Source organism: Tunturibacter gelidoferens, assembly GCF_040358255.1.
GTDB lineage: Bacteria > Acidobacteriota > Terriglobia > Terriglobales > Acidobacteriaceae > Edaphobacter > Edaphobacter gelidiferens.
The window spans coordinates 3,156,259-3,176,491 of sequence record NZ_CP132938.1; the positions used below are offsets into that span (position 1 = coordinate 3,156,259).

The window sequence follows — 20,233 nt, forward strand, 5'->3', positions numbered from 1 at the left end:
CGTCTGGAAACTGATTTACGCCTGGGAGGCGGTTATTGGAAGTAGCGCTCGGTCAAGAGGAAGCCGCGCTCGTTCTCGGGCCGGAACTTGCGGCAGATATCCTCGCTTCCCGGCGCGGGTACTCGCTTCAACGTCAGAGTGACTGGCGTCTGTCTATATTCGCGATCGGAGTCCATAGGATGCTGACATGTGTTGAGGATTACCAGAGTGTTCATCTCCGCCCGCAACTCTACCGTGCTGCCGTCCTTCGCGTGTCCTTCGACGAACTGCATGCTGCCGTCCTCCTGCACTTCGACTTTGCTGAAGAAGTTCACGTTCATCATCAGATCGCGACGGTTGAGGCCGTACTTTTCCAACTCGAGCAAAAAGCCATCGAGAGCATTCTGGTGCCAATCGTTGTGTGCTTTCTGGTAGGTCAGAGCTCCATACTTCTCAGCGACCAGCGTCGCGTCGGAACACCCGCCTAATGGGTCGTGCCAACCGAGAGTGTCGTCCGTGATTGAACAGAGAATCCGACCCATGTCGGAGAAGAGCACCGCACCAGTCGTAAGCCGAGCAATATGCTGCGCCTTCAAGGTATCTGGCAGATTCAGACGTTCTGAAGGGTTATCGGCGTTCAGAAATATTGCACCTACGTTGGCGTGGTCGCCTCCGGCAGTGATGCGCAGCGCGGTTCCGCGCTTCAGTACGTGCGACCATGTGGAGGACCCGCTTAGCGTCTCCTCCCAAAGAACTTCAGAGCTCAAACCAACCAACCTTCCCGGCATTTATGCCGTTTCACTTACTTTAAAAGTGTGCGCGGTCTTTCATTTTTGATCCGGGGAGATTCTCCACACGGTGCCCTGCATCAAGTTCGAAAGCCACACTGAACCGAAGCCGAACCTTACGCCGTCTCCGCCCTTGCCTGCCCATTGCCTAACTGGGAGATTGTTCGTGGCGTCTACCTGGGTGAGGGGAAAGTCAAACAACGCCGTCCATACTGAACCTGCGCCAAATGTGATCTCGCCGCCCTCGCCGGGGATGCCGCATGCGATCGTGGCGACGAGTTTGTCAGTCTTCATGTCAACCCGCGAGATGGTTCCATCGCCCTGGTTCAGCGTCCAAACCGAACCTGCTCCAATCGTAAGAAAGCGTGGCTTTGGGCCGACCGGGATCGTTGCAATTACTTTGTTTAACTTCGGGTCGATCTTTAGCAGTTGATCATGACCAAAGGAGGAGATCCAGACGAACCCGTCCCCAAAGGCTGGGTTCTCCGAAGCTGTCGGCAGCTCTAGGTTTGAGACGACCGTGTTTGTGTTTGGGTCAACTCGTACCAACATGCTTGGCTTTACGACCATCCATATGGACTCATTCCCTACCGTGATACCGCCTTCGGAGTTTGCGGGGTCTGCAGGAATCTCGGCTATCACATTGCCGGTGGCTTCATCGAGTCGCACGAGTTGATGCGTTCCGCAGCTTGGAACCCACACCGATCCCCAGCCGTACGCAAGCCCGGAACAGGGCCGTTGCACCGTTGCGATAAGGCCGGGTTTGCCGGTCGAGGGAAGTAATTGCACAACGTGATTTACGCGCGCGCTCGATACCCAGACAGCATCCTTCGTCGCCACGGACCAGTCGGGCGATCCTTCGACGGTATATATCGTTTCCGGCTTGAGATCGCTGAGTGGACGAGCCACGCCTGATGTCGTCACCCCCGTCCGAACCACGTTCGGTGGCCGTGACGGGGCGGCTGCCGGCGGAGTTGCCTGTTGTCCCCGTGTGGAGATACCCGCTATTGCTCGACTGGCAATCAGACTGGCCGCAATCGCAAACCGGGCTCCTCTCGCTTTTCGATGATTGATTGAAGTCATGATCGTTCTAGACACTCCGCGTAGCACCCGCTGGTTTATGAGGAGAGGAACAGGTTCTGATTGAATTGGCTTCCTTCTACTAGAACAAAGGTTCATCGATTTTCTGTTTGACATGGGATTTCTCTATTCGTCGCATAGGAAAAATTATTTCCATAGCAATTCTCTATCGCATCAATCGACTGCTGCCATAGGCAGTTGATTTCGGAGAGATTCGGACTACACTCGGAGTCACTCAGAGCCACTACGCAGTACTTCCATAACAGTTAAATCACTCGGAAACGCATCTAGTGGTTGGGACCAACCTAACCTCCAGAAGAGGGCAGCTGAACCATAAAGGTCAGTGAACTATCGAAGTACAGGAGCCAATGAAAACGACGAAGCACCGTTTTTTCGCCCTAGTCTTTACTGTCTTTCTGCTAATCGGGTGTTGTTTGCCTGCAAGTGCGATAACAGAGCCGCCGACCTTCACCGTCGGGTGGTCGGTCTACGCGGGCTGGAATCCTTACTTTTACATGCAGAAGTCCGGCACTATGAAGAAGTGGGCGGATAAGTATGGGATAGTCATCAAGGTTCAACGGTTCGACTATGCCGCGTCTCTGGACTCGTTTGTCGCAAAGAATATTGACGCCTGCACGATGACTAATATGGAGGCATTGGACATGCCGGCCGCCGCTGGCGTGGACTCCACGGCTATCATCGTTGGGGACTACTCTAACGGGAACGACGCTGTCCTAGTCCGTAACGGGCTGACATTTGATAAGCTCCCTGGCCAGCGCATTATGCTGGTGCAAAAGACAGTGTCCGAGTACTTACTCGAGCGAGGGATGGTGCTCAACGGTCAGCAGGCCCAACTCTCCAAGCTTCGGTTGATTAACACCTCGGACTCGGACATCGTTCCGGCGTTCATGAATAATACGTCGAACCCTGCGGTAGTTACGTGGAAGCCTTTGGCTTCGCAGATTCTCGCTGACAAGAGCGTCCACTCCATCTTCGATTCTTCGAAGATTCCCGGCGAAATCCTTGATCTGCTGGTTGTTCGTACCGAAGTGTTGAATCGCCCTGATGGATCCGGACAGAGATTCGCCAAGGCGATTAGCGGGGCCTGGTACGAGACGGTGCAGCAGCTGGCCTCAGGGCAGTCACAGGCGATCAAGGTTTCAGCCGCCGCGTCCGGCGACTCGATCGACTCGTATAAGGAGCAGCTCAGGACTACTTCGCTTTTTGCCACACCAAAGTCTGCTGCCGACTTCACTACCGGGCCAAATATCAAGCAAAAGATGGAACTCGTTCGCCAGTTCTGCTTCGCACACGGACTACTTGGTCAAGGCGTCAAGTCCGTCGACGACGTTGCCATCGTTTATCCAGACGGCTCTGTCCAGGGCCACAAAGAACGAGTACGTCTGAGATTCAATGCGGCCTATATGCAGGCTGCGCAACAGGGAAAGCTCTAACATCCTATGGCAAACTTCTCTCCATTTGATATTCAGGCGAGGCCAAACCGACTGATGACGCAGGGACTCTCCTGTTTGTTGTTCTTTGTTTGCGTTGGCCTTTATATGCAGACATCGATCAGCCGTCATCGTGAAAATGTTGAAGACCGCGTGGTCCCGAACGCGCGTCAACTCGCCCTGGGCATTCACTCTTCTGTCTTGGAGCCGGCGGAAGAAGACGATTATGTTGCCCCTGACAACGCTTCGAAGTGGGAACGATTTCATCACTCGATGATATGGAAGGATACTGTCTCAAGCGGCCGTCGCTTTTTTATTAGCCTCTTTCTTCTTATTCCGGTTGTGCTCCTCGCTCTCCATATTGGTCTCTTCCCTTGGTTTGGCGCTGGATTCCTTCGCTTTGTTCTTTTCTTTGATAAGATCGTCGCGCTTTCTCTGCTTCCGATTCTGTTCATCGTCTTTGGAATCGACGAGTGGTCGAAGATTGCGTTGATTGTGATTGGAGTCGCTCCAACGATGATTCTCGATGTGACGCAGATGGTGAAGGCTGTCCCGCAGGAACAGATCGTCAAAGCGTTCACGCTAGATGCGAACAACTTCGATGTCGCCTATCGCGTGGTTTTCCGTCAGGTGCTGCCGCAGGTGATCAACAGCCTCCGTCTCAATCTGAAGCCGATGATGCTTTTTCTGTTTGCCGGTGAGATGATCGCGGCGTCGGACGGACTCGCTTACCGCATCGCAATCATGAGACGACATATGGGCATGGACGTCATTTTGCCTTATGTCCTTTGGGTTGCATTTCTGCTGTTTCTGATCGATCTTTCATTGCGAGTACTGAACAGGAGGCTGCATCCATGGTTTCAAGTTTGAATGCTCCTCAGATAGGCGAACTGACGGTCACGGCGCTCGGCGCACCAAACGCTATCCGCATTGAGGGCGTTTCGGTTTCGTATGCGGTTGGCAAACGAAGCCGCAGAACCGTTCTTGAAGGCATTGATCTTGAGATTGAAGAGGGCGAGTTTGTTGTTCTGTTGGGTGCGACTGGCTGTGGCAAGAGCACCCTGCTGCGCATGATTCTCGGCCAAGAGCGGCCGACCAGCGGCCGTATCTCTGTCTCCGGAAGCGCGGTCGAGCGGGTTGATGCACGATCCGGATACGTTCCGCAGAAGTATTCTCTCTTCCCGGACCGTACGGTTCTGAACAATCTGGCGATGGGGCCGGAGACCTCGAAGTACCATATTCTTGGTCGACTGCGTCCCAGCTTTCGAGCGTTCCGCAGACAGGTTCGAGAAGAGGCTCTTCGTCAGCTACAGCATATGGGTCTCCAGGCTTCGGACGCCGCCAAGTACCCTCATCAACTTTCGGGCGGAATGCAGCAGCGTGTTGCGATTGCCCAGTCCCTGATGATGAAATCGCGCGTGCTGCTGATGGATGAGGCTTTCAGCGCACTTGACCCTGCTACGCGCGCGAGTCTCCAGCGTCTGCTTCGTTCGGTGTGGAATGAGCTGAAACCGACAGTCGTCTTCGTGACGCACAATACCGCGGAGGCGCTTTTCCTCGGCAGCCGACTCATCGTTCTCGCCCGCGCCGGTCGAGAGGATCACTGCGGCTCCCGAGTAGCGCTCGATATAAAGTTGCCGGCATCTGGAATGAGTTTGCGTAAGAATGGCCAGGAGTTCCTCGATCTGGTCGACTATGTAGAGCGGTTCTCGCGAGGCGACCAACATACGACGTCCTCCCCGGATGCTTTTCCCATTGACGGAGAAGACGCGTTATGAAAAACCTCTGGATTCGCGGTCGGATCTCGGACGTGTGCATTTTCGTCGCCCTTTTTGCTATCGGTAGTTTCAGGATGCACGGTCAAGAAAAGACCCTGAATAAGGTCTCGGATAAGACGATCGCCCCAACGCCCTCAGAAGAAGACAATACGCAGTTCTTCACACAAAAGGTGCGCCCTGTGCTGGCGCAGAATTGCTATAAGTGCCATACCTCCGAGGGTGCCGGTGGGCTACATCTCGACTCACATGCGGGGGTGTTGAAGGGCGGCGAATCTGGTCCTTCCATCGTTCCGGGAGACCCCGAAAAAAGCCTTCTGATTGAAGCGATCCGTCAGACCGGGGATCTCAAGATGCCTCCGAAGGGTGACAAGCTGCCTGACGGCGATATCGCGAATATCGTTGAGTGGGTTCGACGTGGTGGCGTTTGGGACAGCGCAGAACCAACGAAGCCGGTTGTTGCCCTGCTCACCGCGGCCCAGGTGAAGAGCACTCCCGGCGATGATTTCTTCGAGAACAAAGTGCGTCCCGTGCTTGCGACGCAGTGCGGATCCTGCCACCAGGAGCGCACCTCCGGCGGACTTAGTCTGTCGTCACGCGAGGCGCTCCTCAAAGGAGGAGACTCAGGCCCGGCGATTGTGGCCGGCGATCCTGAGAAGAGCCTTCTGCTTACGGCAGTTCACCAGACCGGTTCGCTCAAGATGCCGAAAGGCGGCAAGCTCTCAGCCGGAGATATCGAGACACTTGCGGAGTGGGTCAAGATGGGCGCGCCATGGCCCAAGACCACAGCTCCGGTTCGTATAGCCGGTAAGCAGATCACTCCCGACATGCGCAAGTTCTGGTCATTCCAACCGCTGAAGGACTATCCCGTACCTGTGATCAAAGATCCAGCGCTTAGGTCGTGGGCAAAGACGGACATCGACCGCTTCGTGTTGGCCAAACTCGAAGAAAAGGGGCTCAAACCTGCCCCCATGGCGGATAAACGAACACTCATTCGCCGCGCTACTTTAGATTTGACCGGCCTGCCACCTACCCCTGAAGAGATTGTGGCGTTTGAAAAGGACCCTTCTCCCGACGCCTACGCCAAGGTCGTTGACCGTCTGCTTGCTTCTCCTCGTTATGGCGAACGATGGGGCCGCCACTGGCTCGACGTCGCCAGATATGCGGATGACGACATTCGCGGCCTCGATCCGCGTGGCCGGGGCTACATGCCGTTCGATGGTGCTTGGGTCTACCGCGACTGGGTGATCAAAGCAGTCAATGATGACGTCCCATACGACCGGTTTGTAAAGATGCAGCTCGCGGGAGATCTGCTGTCCAAGCAGCCCACGCCAGATGACTTGAAGGCGACAGGCTTCCTCGGCGGCGCGCCGTGGATCTGGGATCAGGCCGAGCCGATTCAGGGTCGTGCTGACGAACGTAACGAGCGCATCGACGCCGTTACACGAGGCTTCCTTGGTCTGACCGTTGCGTGCGCTCGTTGTCACGACCACAAATACGACCCAATCCTTGCCAAGGACTACTACGCGCTCGGAGGAATCTTCGCGAGCTCTACTTATAAGGAGTACAACTTCGTTCCTGAGTCCGAGGTCGATTTCTGGCGCGAGAAGTTTAAGGAAGCAAACGATAAGGACAAAGCGGCCCAGGACTATACGAAGACTGTCAGCTCGGAACTCGCCAAGGCACTCGCGGCTCAGACCTCTGCGTACATGGTCGCTTCGTGGCAGGTGGCAGGAAAGCCCAAGAAAAAGATCGAGGAGGCTGCGGATGCGGCGCGTCTGGATCCTGAGTTGCTTGATCGTTGGGTCAAGTTCCTGGCGAAGAAGCCAACGTTCTATCCTTACCTCAAAGACTGGCAGCTGATGATCGCCCAGGGCGGCACGGAAGACCAGGCCAAGTTTCTTGGAGACTCCTTCCAGCAGCGCATCCTCGATCTCCTGATCGAGAACAAAGCGGTTGAAGACGAGAATGACAAGATCAAGGCCAAAGCCGGGGTTCCGACCGAACGCGAAAAGGATGTTAAGCCCTCGGACTTTGATACCTACGATCAGTTCTGCCCAGGGTGCACGCTTGAGCTCAAGGTAATGACGCCGGAGAAGGCGAACCTCTACGAAGACCTCTTCATGCGCCAGTTAGGCACAGGAGTCTTCGACGAGCGCGGTGAGCCAGGCCTCTTCGTCTTTCGCGGATGGGATCTGATCCGTCGCCTCGGACCAGCCGAACAAGCTTATTTGTCCACGCTCCAGACTGAGCGGAGCCATGGCGGTTATGTGAAGTCGGTCGGTCAGATTTACCCCTTTGCGCATGGTATGGCCGACAAACCCCAGGCTGTGAGTATTGCTGTGGACCTTCGTGGAAACCCGCACTCGCACGGTGATATTGCGCCTCGCGCCTTCCTCACCGTGCTTGGCTCGCCCGACAAGAAGCCGTACACAGAAGGCAGCGGCCGGCTGCAATTGGCAGACGATATCGTCGCGAGTCCGATCGCCTCGCGGGTTTGGATGAACCGCGTTTGGAAGTGGCACTTCGGCACAGGCATCGTCAACACAGCCGACAACTTCGGCGCGGTTGGCGATCCACCGTCTGATCCAGAACTCCTTGACTATCTCGCGATTCAGTTTCAGAAGAATGGCATGTCGCTTAAGAAGCTTCAACGCATGATCATGCTCTCGGCCGTGTATCAGCAGAGCAGCAAAGAGACACCGGAGGAGCATGTCGCGGACCCTCTCAACCGCTTCTACTCTCATTTTTCTCTGCAGCGTCTCGACGCCGAACAGCTTCGTGATTCCGTACTCTTCGTCGCTGGCGACCTAGACACTAAGGAGTCGAGTGGGCCTTCGACGGAGCTAGGCATCGATAACCATCGGCGCACTGTATACGCCAAGGTGAGCCGTTTCCGTATCGATCCTTTCCTGCAGGCCTTTGATTTTCCCAACCCCACGTTTACTGCAGAGCAGCGCTTCTCTACCAACGTCCCGGTGCAGCGTCTTTACTTTATGAATAACTCCTTCATCTACGCGCAAGCTGGAAAGCTGGCCGAGCGTGTCTACGACAGGGGAGACGACACTGCACGCATTAATGAGGTCTATCGCTTGCTCTTCGGACGAGCACCAACGCCGGCAGAACTGCAGGCGGGACTTGATTTCTTGAAGAACACTCCGGAGAAGCCCGGCTACCTTGTGAATCAAGAACCACTTACCGCGTGGAAGCAATACTCGCGTGTACTCTTCAACTCGAACGAATTTGAATTTTTGAATTAGCAGTACCGATGGTTCTTTGACCCTTTACAGGCAGGTTCCAGGAACCACGAACAAAGGAGACACTCCAATGGCTTGTGAGAAACCAAAACCGATCAATCGCCGTGACGCCCTCCGTTGTATCGGCGGCGGATTCGCCATGATGAGTTTCGCTAGTATGGTCGGCGAATCGCTTGCCCAGGCTGAGATCCTCAATGCAAACACTCCAGGCGCCGCGGCCGCCACAACCACCGCCACCAATCCCTGGATGCTTCGCGACCCCAACTTCAAGCCCAAGGCAAAGCACGTCATCTTCCTGTTCATGAATGGCGGCCTGTCTCACGTCGACAGCTTCGACTACAAGCCGATGCTCGAGAAGTACCACGGCCAGCCGATGCCCGGAGGTGATCTCGGCCACGAACGGAAGACTGGCACACTGATGAAGTCGCCGTTCGAGTTCAAGCGTTATGGCAAGAGCGGGCTTCAGGTTTCGGAGCTCTTCCCGAACGTCGGGGCCTGCGCCGACGATATCTGCGTTGTTCGATCTGTTTTTACGGAGATCCCGAATCACGAGCCCGCGCTTATTATGATGAACACTGGCGCAAATGTCATCGGGCGCCCCTCGATGGGCTCCTGGCTTACGTATGGCCTGGGGACCGAAAACAAGAACCTGCCCGGTTTTGTTGTGCTTTGCCCGCAGGTCCCCACGACCGTAGGTCCGCCGCTCTGGAGCTCGGGATTCCTTCCCGCCGTCAACCAGGCGACCTACGTCACCACCGATACTCGCCAGAAAGATTTCGATCCTTACAAACTCATTCCGAATATTCATAACGACGGCTTCGATATCAAGCAGCAGCGCCACGAGCTGGATCTTGTGAAGAAGCTTGACGAACTCAACGAGACTGAGACTTACGGCCACGGACCAGCGGACCCGCAGCTTGAGGCCACCATTGGTTCAATGGAGACTGCTTATCGCATGCAGACCGAAGCGCCGGATGTGTTCGATGTGCGCAAGGAGAGCGAGGCGACGATCAAGATGTATGGCGAGGGCTCAACGGCACGTGGCTGCCTGACTGCGGCCCGCTTGATTGAGCGCGGCGTCCGCATGGTGCAGGTCTATTACTCGATGGGCGACCCGTGGGATGCTCACCAGGATATCCAGTCTCACCGCAAAAACGCCAAGGACTCGGACCAGCCCTTCGCCGCGCTCGTCAAGGACCTCAAAGCGCGTGGTCTTTTCGACGAGACCATCATCGTCTGTGGCTCGGAGTTCGGTCGTACGCCGGTGGTTGAGCTTGGAGGGGCTGGAACTCACGCTGGTCGCGACCATAATCCGCATGGTTTTAGCATGTGGCTTGCGGGCGGCGGGATCAAAGGCGGCATGACTTATGGTGCCACCGATGACTTCGGCTGGAAGGTCGTTGATAAGCCTGTCCATGTCCATGATATCCATGCGACGATTCTGTATCTCATGGGCATCGACCACACCAAGCTGACGTTCCGCTCCAGCGGCCGCGACTTCCGTCTGACTGACGTCTCGGGAAATGTGATCCACGACATCATTGCTTAACTGCTCCACCGAAAGGGAACACATGAAGTCCAGGAAATGGTCCGCTGCATGCGGTCTTGCAGTCATCTTTCTCTTTGCCAATACAACGAGTTCGCGTGCTCAGGATCCGGAGCCTAAGGTCATCGAGATCCACGCCAAGAAGTTCGCCTACGAACCTGCAGAGATTACGCTGCACAAGGGCGAGACGTATAAGCTGCACCTCACCTCTGACGACTCCCTGCATAGTCTCCGGATCAACGCGCTCAACCTGAATGCGAAGATGAAGGCTGGAGAGTTTAACGATGTTCTCCTCACTCCGGATCAGGTGGGCGATTTCAAAGCCGACTGCGGCGTGTACTGCGGTGCGGGACACAAGACGATGTCAATGACGGTGCACGTGATCCAATAGTGAGATGAGATCACGCCGCTTCTCTTCGTTGATTCTGCTTTCGATACTGTCGACTGGCCTTGCGGGATGCCGTGTCAGCATGCCGTCCGTAACCGAGACCAAGGTTATCAACTGGACGAAGCATATCACTATCGGGGGCAAAAAAGACGCCAATCCGGTGGCTGCAAGTGCGGAGAATATTGAGGATGGCAAACAGGGCTTTACCTCGTACTGCATGGTTTGCCACGGGCTTGACGGCCAGAACAGGGGCGTTCCTTTCGCTGCGTCTGTTTCTCCACCCATCCCCTCGCTTGCCAGCGCCGAGATTCAGTCTTATACGGATGGACAACTGAGTGGATTATCAAGAACGGAATTGCTCCTTCGGGTATGCCCGCCTCTGACAAGGATTTTTCCGATGAGGATATGTGGCGCATGGTGCTTTATATTCGGAACCTGCCGAGGGCAGGCAGCCTGGGTGAGCCTGCCGTATATGGCGGTTCAGCGAAATGATGAGGTGGCCATTGAAACGTGGGAAAACAGCCATTTCGGTCTAAACATATAAAAATATCGATGTAATAGCTTTGACTTTTCCAGCCTCAGGCTTGAGGCCGTTCTAGCTGACACCCGGAGTGGCCGCCTACGAAGGGAGGCCGTACGCCGGCCTTTGAAGATCTCAGAACCAGGAGTTGTGGCAGGGAGCCGCAGAAAAACAACTCCATGTTTGACAACCTCTCTTCGCATCTCTAGATCACGAAGGCGAGCGCTTCTCGTGCTCAGTTACGAGTCACTCCGTCGTTCCCGCTTCAGAAGCGCCTTTAACACGGTGCAGGATTAGAGTTCCGTGCCCTCGCCCGCGCAATTCTTAGTGCCGAGTGGAAACCTGTAAAGGAATGCTTCCTAGTGGCCGCAATCTTCGAGCCTATCGAGCTTCGGAGCTGTCTGACTTTTAATCGCATTCGATCTCTCCGAGGAACGTAGAGTTTTAAGCGCAGTCGTGATGAACGTTGTCCGCATTGAGTACGCCGTACAGCCTCAGAGGATACTCAATGCTCTAGCATGCCAGGAATTGTGGTTCATTTATCCTGCATTAGAGAACCAGTGCTTTATATTATGAGAACCTAGATGGACGGTGACGACATATCGCTCTATATCGGCAATCCTTCAATGATCTTCCCGCCAATAGTCGGGAAGACCCTGTTGATAGAGGCTTCTCCTGAAAAGAACGACAGCGGAATGGCAAAGAAGTTTATACGTTAACTGTAAGGTTTACGCAAACCTATTTACATGCACAATAAGACTTCTGTCAAGCAACGATTTGTTAGCCGAAGTTACGTTCAAATGAAATCGCATCTGCTACCCGGTGCACTGTAAGTTTGTGATATGGATCGTTCTTATGAGGGCTGGTAGAGTTATGTCTCCACGTAGCGTGATGTGGAGACGAATTGGTAGGGTTGTCGTGGGGGTGTCGAGCGAGGCATTCCATGACGGCAGCTCGTTGATTTTGCTTATTGGATGGCCGCGGTCTGACCCGGGACGCGATAGTAGGGTTCCGGGTCGAACCCGTTGAACTTAAATGAGTTGACCACGGAGCAGTTGGCGGCACCTTCCCCGCTTGCATCCGTTGCGCCGAAGATGTTTTGCAAGAGTCATTCCTACTCCTCCTTCCCCTATATTTCTTGTCAGTGGCGCGTCTGTTTACTCTAAGGGGCGCTGTGTTGGCCGGGTGTACACAGCATTGGTGTGCCATGATGGTGTGTGTTGGTGTGGTAGTTAGGGGCTGGACCTTTAGCTGTCCGTCGGGTGGCGCGTGAGCCCGAATCGCCGCAGCCGTATCGCACTTGAGTGAGTGTTTAGCGGACATGGCTTCGAACAAGGTGCTTATGGTGTTGAGCAGAGGTCTTGCTTGCTTGACCGTTCCAATCTCAAACGCAAGAACATATCCCAGAATCAACTTCAAATCGGCATTTGGGCTCAATCTTCCGAATGCGTTGATAGAAGATATATTCAATTCATGTTCGGCTGCTGTCAGCATCGGTCAAACGATGATTGCGAAAATCGGCTATGGCTAAATGCCGTTCTCGCGGGGATTTATGAATATTGAAGCTGTCGCCAGACGCGCCAACGTCTCAACTGCCACGGTTAGTCGGGTAATCAATCGACCAGAGCTGGTGCGGGCATCGACGGCTGCGGCGGTTCTGGAAGTCATTCGTGAGTTGAACTTCTACCCCAACCGGAATGCGCGAGCGTTGGGAACTGGCCGCAGTAACATGTTTGGGCTGATCATTTCCGATATTACCAATCCTTTTTTCCCTGAGTTGGTGAAAGCGTTCGAGACCATTGCGGTAGAACACGGACAGGAGGTGCTGGTTGCGAACACTGACTACAATCCGGTCAGGATGGAGCATTGCCTGAGCCGTATGCTGGAGCGCAAAGTGGACGGGGTCGCCATTATGACCTCCGAGATGGATGAGGCGCTGATAGGACCTTTCGGCAGACGTGGCATTCCGCTGGTGTTTTTAGATGGCGGGAAGCCGGCGCTTGGAGTCAACACTATCAGTGTGGACTACAAGACAGGCATCGGCCAGGCGATGAAGCATCTGAGAACGCTAAATCATCGCCGGATCGGATTTATCAGCGGCCCACTAAGGCTGATCTCGGCGCGGAAACGTCTGGACGCATTCATGAAGGGCATGGCAGTCGATAAGCCCCGCATGAAAGAGACATGGATTGAGGAGGGAGATCATCGGATCGAAGGTGGAAAGATTGCGATGAGGCGCATGCTAACTTCTAAGAAGTTGCCGACGGCCGTGATGGCGTCGAACGATCTCACTGCGATCGGGGCGATCGACGAGATCCATGAACAGGGTTTCCGGGTGCCGGAGGATATCTCGGTGATCGGCTTCGACGATATTCACATGAGCGCTTTTACCTATCCTGCGCTGACGACGATCCGCCTGCCCAGAACGCAGATTGCACAGATTGCCTTTCAGTCTCTGTTTGAAAGTTATGATGGGCATCAGATTGAACCGCGTCCGGGAAGAAACCGCGTGATCGAGCCTATGCTGGTGGTCAGGAAGTCGACGGGACCACCGAAAAAGTAAAGTTGGTTTTGTGTGAGATCTCTAGTGCGGCTCAGGGAAGGCTTCGGCACAGGGCGGTTTTTACTGCGGTCCGTGCTTTCGCACGAATATCCCACCCTATCGCGATGGGACTGCGAAAGGATCGGGCACCCAGTCTCTGTGGAACTAGCGTTGCGGCAATGAGTGAGTTGGTCAGGCCTGTTCGGGTGAGGCTGAGGAGCACTGGATGTCGATGGTCTGCTCGCCGAGGAACGGGTGAGTGGCGCGCAGGCGGAGACTGCCGGGCTGTTCTTTGGCGCGGATCCAGATTGCTCCGGTGCCGCCTATAAGGGCAAAGGGGTTGTCGCCTATGATCTCCCCGGGGCCTTCAAGTTCAAGGCGGATGGCGTCATTGGCGAAGGGGCGTATCTGGCCGAATTCATCGTTGACCCGTAAGACGACCCGTGTTGTGTCCGCGCCGTCTCCGATCAGTTCGCGATCGTCGGGCAACACCACGAACTGCTGGTCGACGCCCTTGCCGGAGTAGCGTTTGGATACGACTTGTTTACCGCCAATGTAACCCTCGATTCGGAGATCGCCCCAGGCGCGAAGACCTTCGCCGAGAGGGATGGTGAAGGGCGGATGTTTGAGGGAGGGAAACTGCTTGCGATCGGGATCTCCTTCGCCGACCAGGCGCTCGCCTTTGGCGTTCTCGACGAAGAGCTTAAGGTGGTCGCAGTTGGAGGAGATCATCGCGGTGGTGAAGCCTATCGACTCGTCATTGCGCGACCAGTGGAAGGCGGGCTCGAGGACGATCTCTTCGGAGGGTTCGCACATGGATTTATAGAAGCCTGCGGCGGACTTAGGAGTGCGGAAGATGTCCATGACGCCGTGGTAGCAGATGCGGTCGCCGGAGCCGAAGTTGTTGTGGGTGTTGTAGTCGAAGGCGCACCAGCCGATGCCGCCGGCGTATTGGGGGTTGGAGGCGAGGGTATCGTGGACGCGGGCGTGGCGGACGACAAACTCCTGCAGGCGCTCTTTGCTATCGATGGTTTTGGCGGGGAAGGTGTGGCCGACGAACTCCGTGTTGAGGTAGCGGGGATGGTTTGGGGCCTTCAGGGGCCAGCCGAAGTCGTTCATGGTGAAGACGTCTTCGAGGAACTCGGACTCCTGGAAGTAGCGGATGCCGCCGGTCTGGCGCTGCTGGTCGAGGGCGTGCGCGAGGGCGTTGGTGCGGGTGTAGAAGTCGTGGTTGTCGCGCGACTCGTTGATGCGGACGCCCCAGAGGATTATGGAGGGGTGGTTCCAGTCGCGCCGGATCATGCGGCGGACGTTATCGACGGCGATATCCTGCCAGGGCTTGTCGCCGATGTGCTGCCAACCGGGAATCTCTTCAAGGACGAGGAGGCCGATTTCATCACAGGCGTCGAGAAAATGCCGGGACTGTGGGTAATGGGAGGTGCGGACGATGTTGCAACGAAGGTCATGCCGGAGGATCTTTGCGTCCTGACGCTGGACGCGCGCAGGCATCGCCTGGCCGACGAAAGGAAAGGTCTGGTGGCGGTCGAGGCCATGAAGCTTGACGATCTTTCCGTTGAGCGAGAAGCCCTGTGGGGTGAAGGTGGCCTCGCGGAAGCCGATGCGGCGGCCGTCTTCGTCGATGACTCTGCCGTTCTCGAGGAGTTGAACGTGAACGGTGTAAAGGTGCGGGGTTTCAAGATCCCACAGATCGAGCTTGCCCAGTTTATCGAGCGTGAGAGTGTAGGAGCCGGGGACCGGGGTGGGGAGCGGAAGCGCGCCCAGGGTTTGGTCAGCATCGGCCTCGTGGTGATCGATGGACGTGGGTTCGGAGATCTTGCGGGTGGTCGAGGAGCAGACGTTGCCGTCTGGGTTGCGGCGGAGTTCGGCGCGGAGCGAAAGTGCTCCGAGACGAGAATCGGGAGCGCGGTCGAGGAAGCATTCGACCTCTACGGTGGGGGAGGCGCTGAGCACGTTGGTTGGGCGGGCGTAGATGTTTTCGAGAAAGGTCTGGGGGACGATGCGGAGCGCGACCTCGCGATAGATGCCGCCGAAGGTGAGGTAGTCGACCTCGTTGCCGAAGGGCGGGATGTCGGCGCGTTCGGTGGAGTCGACGTCGAGGGAGAGAAGATTTTTGCCGGAGGGGTCGAGATGCTGGGTCAGCTCGAAGGAAAACGGCGTGTAGCCTCCGCGGTATTCGCCGAGCTTCGTGCCGTTGAGGTAGACGGTGGATGCGGTCATAACGCCTTCGAAGTCGACGAAGACGCGCCTTCCGTGAGCGGCGGGGATGTCGAGCGGGCGACGGTAAAGCGAGATGAACTCATAGGTCTTGTCGTCAAAGCTGTGCCAGGGCAGGCGAACGTTAGTGTGCGGGACGACGACGCGGGTAAAGCTGGAGTCGTCGAAGCCGGGATTGTGACCTTCGCTTGAGGTTTTTGTGCTATAGCGCCAGCCGCGATTGATAGGCAGGATCATGCGGCTGCCACGCGTGGTGACGGGGGCGACAGCCTGACTTGTGGCTGCTGGCGCGATGACGCCGGCGGCGAGGACTGTTCCGGTGGAAGTGAGAAAGTGTCTGCGGTTCATGCTTGTCGGGTCCGTTCTAAGCGTTGGAAAAACGCTGGGGTGGGGAAGGTTGGGTTGAGATCGGAGGGGGCATTATTTGCGTTCGACCTTTTCGAAGACGATTGCGGTGCTATCGTAGTCGCCGATGAGATGAAGGGAGAGGCCTAGCCCCATGAGTTCGCTGCCGGTCATCTGCTGGGGCAAGCCTGTGGCCTTCGCTGGATCATGCGGGTTGACCTTGTAGAGGGCTGCGGGTTCGAGTCCCTTAGCGCGAACGGTTTGAAACGGTTCTCCGTAGTGCTGCGAGTGCAGGAAGGCGAAGAGGACGGCCTGATGCCCATCTTCGGCGACATATTCAAGCGCTGACTGCTCGTTGGCCTCTGGCGCGACGAGGCGATAGAGCGCGCCCTGCTGCACGGTGGAGCGGATGGTTTTGTAGAAGGCGAGGAGACGTGTTGCGAGAGAGGATTCGTCAGCAGTCCATTTGGTGACATCGCTGCCGATTCCGAGAGCCCCTGTCATAGCGACGGTGAACCGGAATTGCAGGGGAATGTTGCGGCGGTCGAGGAAGTTTGGGACATCGGTGACCCAGGCCACCATGACTCCAGGAGTATAGGCGTGGGAGAAACCGTCCTGGATGGAGAGACGGTCGAGGGCATCGGTGTTGTCGGAGGGCCAGACCTCGTCGGTGTAGCGGAGAATGCCGAGATCGACGCGGCCTCCTCCTCCTGAGCAGGACTCGATCTCGAGCTTAGGGTGTCGTTTGCGGAGTTCGGCGAGGACGTTGTAGAGGTTGTCGATGTAGCGAACGTAAATCTCCTTCTGCTCAGGCAAGGGCACCGCATCCCAGCCCGGTTCGGACCAGTTGCGGTTGTAGTCCCACTTGAGGAAGGCGATATCGTTTTCGCTAACAAGCTTGTCTAAAAAGCTGAGAATGAACTGCTTCACGTCGTCGCGGGCGAGGTTGAGCACGAGCTGGTTCCGGGCTTCGGTGCGCGGGCGGCCAGGGAAGCTCATGGCCCAATCGGGGTGCTTGCGATAGAGATCGCTGTCTGGATTTATCATCTCGGGCTCGACCCAGATCCCAAAGTCCATGCCAAGTTGATGGACGCGATCGATAACGGGTTTGAGGCCATTCGGGAACTTCGTCTGGTTGACGTACCAGTCGCCGAGACCGGCGTGATCGGTGGCGCGCTGGCCGAACCAGCCGTCATCGATGACCATGCGCTCGACTCCGAGGCTGGCGGCCTTTTCTGCAAGGGCAAGCTGGCCGGCCTCGTCGACGTTGAATTCTGTTGCCTCCCAGGAGTTGTAGATGATGGGGCGGGGCTTTGGGCGTGGTGCTCCGGGCAGAATCTGCTGTTGTTGAAAGTGGTGAAGTATTCGCGACGCCTCGCCGTGGCCCTTGCTGGTGTAGCCCACATAGAAGATGGGCGTGTTGAGGAGTTGGCCGGGCGCGAGGGGATAGGAGAAATCAAAGGTGTTGTAGCCGCCGGTAATCTTGATGCGATGGCTGAAGGTTTGTTCGACGTCGATCTGCCAACTGCCGCTCCAGCCGAGTTCGCCGAACCAGACCGGGCCAGCTGTCTCGGTGGTCTCCCCGGTGCGTCCTATGGCGAGCCATGGATTGGACTGATGCGAGGTGCTGCCGCGGCGGCTTTCCAGCACGTTGTGCCCAGGCATAAGGGCGACGGTTTGGAGCTGCCATTCGGCGCCCCATCGACCGCTGAGCGAGCTTAGTTCGTAGGAGGTGCTTGGCGGAAGGTTGAGGGTTGCGGAAGCGGCTTGCTCCACCGTGATGACTGCCTTGGTGCGATTCTCTATTTGTGACCAGCGAGCGAGAATACCGGGCGCGTACACCTTGTAAAAAAGATGGACATAGACCTCGGCGAGTCGGTCACGGAGTGTAATCTCCAATCGATCGCCGTTGGGGCCGTCGGTCTGTTTGCTGTCGAGATAGTCGAGAATGAGCGAACGGTTGCCGTCGGGGAAGCTGATCTTGAGAGCGGGTTGCGTTGGTAAGCCGTCGCCCCAAGCGGCGTATTCGAGTGGGGTTGTCGATAGAGAAGCATCGAAAGACGCGGCCTCCGGGTACGACTTTGCCGAGGCGAGCATCGATGGCCCTTCAAGGCGCGGACCCCAGTACATTGTTTGGAGGCCGTTCTGATCGTTGACCCCTATTTCGTAGGTCATCTCTCCTGCGGACAACTGCCAGACGCGTGAAGCAGCATCGTAACGAATCGCAGACTGAGGGAGTGCAGCCCCCGAGGTCACTAGCGCCGCAAGAAGAACGAGGCAGACTTTACGTCCAGGCAAGAAGAGCTCCTTAATTGGGAGAGTCAAAGTATCTGCGCGGCGCAGAGCTCTGGTTCGTTCGATCTTGTCCAATGTACGCGCATACATTGCAGGCTAGCAATCGTAATTTGTGGATGCTACAAGGGATCGTGATTGCAGTTCGCGTTTATATGATGATGGTGCTATTGCCAAGTCGAGAAATGCAATTCAAAACAAGGTAAACGCGATTCACCTTCCGCCTGAATGAGACGGAGTTATAGTTGCAGTCAAGTACATGAAGAAGCACACTGACAACCTGTTTAAGACGAGTGCAGCGAATTTACCGACGGTAATATCGCGCGAATTGCTTTCTCACTCCAAAACGAGTGCTGCTAGTTGGTTTCGCGGTGTTTTGGTGGCTGTCGCTATGCTTCTGTTTGTTGTCTCCATTGGCGTGGCGGTTGCGCAGCAGATCTCTGCTGACGTGACGGGGGTCGTGCAGGGAACTGTCCATTCTCCAAGCGGTAAGCCTGTCGACGGCGCAGTCGTGAGGCTCGAACAGAAGGGGGTTCATGGTGGTGTCGAGATTCAAACCAACGCAGATGGCACGTTCGCGTTTTCGACCATTCAACCGGGAATATATCGGCTGAGCGCAGAGAAACCAGGATTCCGCGGCCGCGCTGTAGCTGTCACACTATCTTCAAAGGGCACCCAACAGAAGGTTGATCTGGTCCTAGAAGATGGAGGTTCAGTTCAATCAACTCCCGGGGCAACCTCATCGCCTTCCGAACAAGCTATGGCTTTCGCCGATAAGCCGAACTTCACCGTTGCAGGAGTGACTGATTGGACGGCGGTCGGGGGGCATGGATCGGACTCTATGCTGCGGACCAGCGAAGCGCTCGCGAGTGAAACAGTTACGCTCAAACCATGGGATCAGGCAGGCAGTATTGGAACAGCCGATGCTGCTCCTGTTTGGAAGGAGACCGAAGGCAAGTTACGCTCAGATTTGGAACATTCTCCGGGAAACTTTGAAGCGAACCATAAGCTTGGTGAATTCTATCTTCGAACTGGCCGATACGGCGAATCGCTAGCGCCCCTACAAAATGCATCTCGGATTAATCCGGAAAATCTCAAGAACCAGTACGACCTTATTCAGGCTTATGACCGGAGTGGTCGTACTGCGGCGGCCCTCGATCGCGTCCATGAGCTACTCAAGCAACATGGGAACGGGAAGCTATATCGGCTTGCGGGTGAGTTGGATGAGACATCAGGCAATCCTCTAGCCGCCGTTCATGAGTATGAGGAGGCGGTCCAACTGGAACCCAGTGAACAGAATTATTTTGAGTGGGGTTCTGAGTTATTAATTCATCGAGCTGTTTGGCAGGCACAGGAGGTCTTTCGCAGAGGGGACGAAGCCTATCCGAGGTCGGCCAGAATGCTGACGGCCCTGGGTGCGGCTCTCTTCGCCGGCGCGCTGTACGAGGAGGCTGCCGTTCGCCTGTGCCATGCTTCCGATCTTGACCCGATGGACCCTGAGCCGTATATGTTTATGGGTAAGATGCAGACTGTGGCTCCCGATATATTGTCGTGTGTTGAGCAGAGGCTGGCACGGTTTGTGAAGGAGCAGCCTGACAACGCTCTTGCCAACTATTTTTATGCGATGGCGATCCTGAAGCGGCAGCAACATTCGGCGGAGACCCAGACCATGAATCAGGCCGAGGAGCTGCTTGCAAGAGCTGTCACTATCGATGCAAAATGCGGCGACGCTTACCTCCAGCTCGGGATACTGTCTGCGTCTCGATCCAAATTTTCCGAGGCGATCGATTTTTATAAAATGGCAATCGAAGGGGAGCCGCAGCTGGGCGAGGCCCATTACCGGCTCGCGCTAGCCTATGACCGAGTCGGAGAACGAGCGAAGGCTGAAGAAGAGTTCAAGCTTCACGATGAGATCAAGAGTCAACAGGCAGAGGCCGTTGAGAAGAAGCGTCGCGAGGTCAAGCAATTCCTGATCGTTCTGCCAGATCATCCTGTTCCTTCGACGGCACGATAAAAGCAAACAGGCTGATCCAGC

Annotated in this window: 14 protein-coding genes; 10 read left to right on the forward strand and 4 right to left on the reverse strand. The window is 56.0% G+C overall.

Annotated features, from left to right (window positions below; translation table 11 throughout):
* Positions 1–32 precede the first annotated feature (32 nt).
* Together RBB81_RS14005 and RBB81_RS14010 are read right to left on the reverse strand one after the other, a co-directional pair.
* Positions 33–746: an urea amidolyase associated protein UAAP1 gene (locus RBB81_RS14005; protein ID WP_218892345.1), complete on the reverse strand. Its 714-nt coding sequence runs from the start codon at positions 744–746 to the stop codon at positions 33–35.
* Positions 747–806: 60 nt separating this feature from the next.
* Entirely contained in the window at positions 807–1,850 is a 1,044-nt protein-coding gene (locus tag RBB81_RS14010) for a hypothetical protein (RefSeq protein WP_353071065.1), read from the reverse strand.
* 365 nt (positions 1,851–2,215) lie between these two features.
* Between RBB81_RS14010 and RBB81_RS14015 the strand changes: the two genes are divergently transcribed.
* The 9 genes from RBB81_RS14015 to RBB81_RS14055 all read left to right on the forward strand — a co-directional run bounded on the left by RBB81_RS14015 (position 2,216) and on the right by RBB81_RS14055 (position 13,347).
* Complete coding sequence (locus RBB81_RS14015; protein ID WP_179582652.1) at positions 2,216–3,301, forward strand: putative urea ABC transporter substrate-binding protein; 1,086 nt, start codon at positions 2,216–2,218, stop codon at positions 3,299–3,301.
* Positions 3,302–3,307: 6 nt separating this feature from the next.
* Positions 3,308–4,168 carry an ABC transporter permease gene (locus RBB81_RS14020; RefSeq protein WP_179582654.1) on the forward strand — a complete coding sequence of 287 codons (861 nt, stop codon included), beginning with the start codon at positions 3,308–3,310 and terminating at the stop codon, positions 4,166–4,168.
* Complete coding sequence (locus RBB81_RS14025; RefSeq protein ID WP_183788665.1) at positions 4,153–5,076, forward strand: ABC transporter ATP-binding protein; 924 nt, start codon at positions 4,153–4,155, stop codon at positions 5,074–5,076. The genes RBB81_RS14020 and RBB81_RS14025 overlap by 16 nt, the downstream gene beginning before the upstream one ends.
* Positions 5,077–5,150: 74 nt before the next feature.
* Positions 5,151–8,333 carry a PSD1 and planctomycete cytochrome C domain-containing protein gene (locus RBB81_RS14030; protein WP_353071066.1) on the forward strand — a complete coding sequence of 1,061 codons (3,183 nt, stop codon included), beginning with the start codon at positions 5,151–5,153 and terminating at the stop codon, positions 8,331–8,333.
* 67 nt (positions 8,334–8,400) lie between these two features.
* Positions 8,401–9,879, forward strand: coding sequence for a DUF1501 domain-containing protein (locus tag RBB81_RS14035; protein ID WP_353071067.1), 1,479 nt, complete (start codon positions 8,401–8,403; stop codon positions 9,877–9,879).
* 22 nt (positions 9,880–9,901) lie between these two features.
* Complete coding sequence (locus tag RBB81_RS14040) at positions 9,902–10,267, forward strand: cupredoxin domain-containing protein (RefSeq protein WP_353071068.1); 366 nt, start codon at positions 9,902–9,904, stop codon at positions 10,265–10,267.
* A gap of 79 nt (positions 10,268–10,346) precedes the next feature.
* The gene (locus RBB81_RS14045; protein ID WP_353071069.1) at positions 10,347–10,808 is read left to right on the forward strand and encodes a c-type cytochrome; all 462 of its coding nucleotides are present in this window, start codon (positions 10,347–10,349) and stop codon (positions 10,806–10,808) included.
* Between the two features lie 560 nt (positions 10,809–11,368).
* Positions 11,369–11,503 carry a hypothetical protein gene (locus tag RBB81_RS14050; protein WP_257025479.1) on the forward strand — a complete coding sequence of 45 codons (135 nt, stop codon included), beginning with the start codon at positions 11,369–11,371 and terminating at the stop codon, positions 11,501–11,503.
* Positions 11,504–12,336: 833 nt separating this feature from the next.
* A complete protein-coding gene (locus RBB81_RS14055) occupies positions 12,337–13,347 on the forward strand; it encodes a LacI family DNA-binding transcriptional regulator (RefSeq protein ID WP_179582664.1) in 1,011 nt (336 codons plus the stop codon).
* A 171-nt stretch (positions 13,348–13,518) separates the two neighbouring features.
* Here RBB81_RS14055 and RBB81_RS14060 read toward each other — a convergent pair whose 3' ends face one another.
* Together RBB81_RS14060 and RBB81_RS14065 are read right to left on the reverse strand one after the other, a co-directional pair.
* Positions 13,519–15,909: a glycoside hydrolase family 2 protein gene (locus tag RBB81_RS14060; protein ID WP_353071070.1), complete on the reverse strand. Its 2,391-nt coding sequence runs from the start codon at positions 15,907–15,909 to the stop codon at positions 13,519–13,521.
* A gap of 72 nt (positions 15,910–15,981) precedes the next feature.
* The gene (locus tag RBB81_RS14065; RefSeq protein ID WP_353071071.1) at positions 15,982–18,204 is read right to left on the reverse strand and encodes an alpha-galactosidase; all 2,223 of its coding nucleotides are present in this window, start codon (positions 18,202–18,204) and stop codon (positions 15,982–15,984) included.
* A gap of 385 nt (positions 18,205–18,589) precedes the next feature.
* Here RBB81_RS14065 and RBB81_RS14070 point away from each other — a divergent pair, with 385 nt between their 5' ends.
* Positions 18,590–20,212: a carboxypeptidase regulatory-like domain-containing protein gene (locus RBB81_RS14070; RefSeq protein WP_353071072.1), complete on the forward strand. Its 1,623-nt coding sequence runs from the start codon at positions 18,590–18,592 to the stop codon at positions 20,210–20,212.
* The last annotated feature ends 21 nt before the right edge of the window (positions 20,213–20,233 follow it).